General features: G+C 49.6%; 2 protein-coding genes. Both read left to right on the forward strand.

Annotated elements, in window-relative coordinates; genetic code table 11:
* On the forward strand, nucleotides 1-289 hold a 289-nt coding region (locus AC2VLY_RS04840), incomplete at its 5' end, for a hypothetical protein (RefSeq protein ID WP_486892925.1).
* A 3-nt stretch (nucleotides 290-292) separates the two neighbouring features.
* The coding region (locus tag AC2VLY_RS04845) for a tubulin-like doman-containing protein (protein ID WP_486921854.1) at nucleotides 293-2,617 on the forward strand (2,325 nt) is incomplete at its 3' end.

Below are 2,617 nucleotides of genomic sequence, written 5' to 3' on the forward strand. Positions count from 1 at the left end.
GCCCAGTACCAAAAGCTACATCTTTGGTGGCGTTGTTTTGCTGGTTTTGGCAATTCTTTTTTTTCTTGCCGCCCAACAATTCAGCAATCATCTGGTAAAAAAGAAACATAAACCCAGCAGCGCAAACACCGCCTCTATCTGGCTGTTCTTTTTGTTGTTTGATTTGGCAGTGATAGCGGTTGTGGGGATTTTCGATGCCGGCCTGTTGAGTCTGCTACAGTTGAGCATCCCTTTGGCGGTGCTGGCCATCGTCTTTTTGATCCTGCTGGTCATCTCGGCGCGGAGATAACACATGGAACAGAAAAATACCTCACAAAGTAACGTTACCGATGCAGAATCCAAACGCGTCAAACCTACACTGTTTGTCGGTCTGGGTGGCACGGGTGCCGAGGTCATTATGCGTCTTCGGCGGCGTATGGTGTCTGAGTTCTGGGGAAAAAATCGTGTGCGTCTGGATACGGTCAGTGAATTTCCAGCCGCTCGTTTTTTGCACATTGATTTAGATCAAAGAGCCATGTCCGGTACTGAGCAGAGTTCGGATGCCGATCCACTGAGCAACGCCGTCAAATTGCTGCAGAGCGAGAGAATCGTCGATAATCTCGATTTTGAGGGTTACCAGAAAGGTAACCGTATGGAATACTTCCCGCATATCAAGAACTGGTATCCATCAGATCGTTTGCGAGACTTGCAGATAGATACCAGTACCGGTGCCGGGCAAATCCGGGCCATATCCCGATTGTATTTTTACGACAAGTTCACGCAGATTCGTACAGCAGTGGAAGGACATTTACGTCAGCTTCAGGCCGGAGTATCTCATCAGCAAGCCCTTACGCGCCTGGGACTGGAGACGGGTGCGGATCGGCGGGTGGTCATCATCGGTTCGGGTGCCGGTGGTACAGGTTCTGGATCTTTTCTGGATATGGGCTTTCTGGCAAAGGCCTTAAATGTGAGTCCAACCGGTCCAGTGGATCTGATTCTGTTCCTGCCCTCGGGTTACAGCGGCGCCAATCAACAGGCGACCGAGGCCAATAGCTACGCCGCGTTGATGGAACTCGATGCCTGTATGAGTAATTCGGTCCGCTATGTGCATCCGCAGTATGGTTGGGGACCTGAACATGAAGATATTCTCCCGGGTGCTGAAGCGCGGCCTTTTGATTCCATGTTTCTGGTAGATACCAAAAACATGGCGGATGTGGTCACCAATAATGTCCGCGATGTTTATCACATGATCGCTGATATTTTATTTGAAGATTTTATGCCCGGTGACTTCGCTGACGCCAAACGCTCGATTGACGTGAATCAAAAGCGGCACCGTGCTTTGCCCTTGGTACAATCGCTGGGTGAGGATACAGAGGGTGCGAAGGAAATGTACCCGCGCTCATACAGTACCATCGGCCAATGCACACTGGAATCTCCGCAAAATATGGAGCGTTTTGCCCGTCACCTGAGAGAGAGTCAAGACCGGGTTCGCGCGCTCTTCCAGATCATGGATAATCCCCAGGATTGCAGCCCCAGTGTCAAGGAAACAGAAGCGTTTTTCAAAGACGGGGCGTTGAAAGCTGATACGGATGCGGATCAGGACTTTGAGGAAGCGCTGCAGGAGGAAAAAATACCTTCAAGTGCGCAGGAAATTGTCAATAATGCGCCCTGTGGCGGCAGTCTGATTATTTATAAGTTGGTGAAAGAGATCCTTGGAGACAATAATGCCCTGGATCATAATCTGCTGGATTATGTTCAGGAAAAATTCAGCAATCTCCTGGCTCATGATGATCCGGAAACCAAAAAAATCAATATCCAGACCGCTCGGAAAGAAATTATGCACGAAGTGGAAATTGCCTCGGGCGACAAGGATTCCGGCAAGCGTTGGAGAGAAATAGAAGCCAACAGGAGCAAGGTTCTGGAAAAAACCTGGGCACAGCTTTGCGCAGAGCTATATGCACGCCTTGATGATCGAAAGCGTGGCGGTCTGGATTATGTGGTCGAACTCATCAAAGCTATCCAGGGACGCCTACAGAACCCACAAACAGGCATCATTGGCAAATTAGGCAGCTTGGTCAGGCAGTATACCGAGGTCCTCGATGCGTTATTGGGAGAAAACGGTTTTAACGGCGCTGCGGAACGTCTGGCTGAGACCAGGAAAGGTTTGTTCGGTAATGGCATAAAAAAAGCCTCCATTATCGCCGAAGAAATGCAAACTTACCTGTACTGGGCTTTACGTATCAAATTGTTGATCAAGGCAACGCAGGATCTTGCGACAATGTATGGGGCTATCGTGGATCGTCTCGGCAAGGCCATTGGAACGGATGACAATGGTATGGAAACGTATGACGGCCTGCTGGGAGATTTGATGGATAACAGAGCCCATGTTCGGGCAACGCTGGATATTCTGGGTGCCATGGTCAGGCGCGCAGAAGAGCAGCAGAAAGAATCCTACGCAATGCGTATCACATTGCCGGTCGCGGAAGAGGTTCCGACGCTGGATTTCACAGATCCTGAAGTCATAAAAGATTGGGCAGAGACCGTCTTTGGTGTTACGGGTTCGGAGGAAATTTTTGACAGGCTGAAGACCCAGTCGGATCGCTTATCTTTTGTCAATAAAATGTTGGATTATGCCGAT

The sequence above is a fragment of the Acidithiobacillus sp. TH-A36 genome, assembly GCF_057473445.1.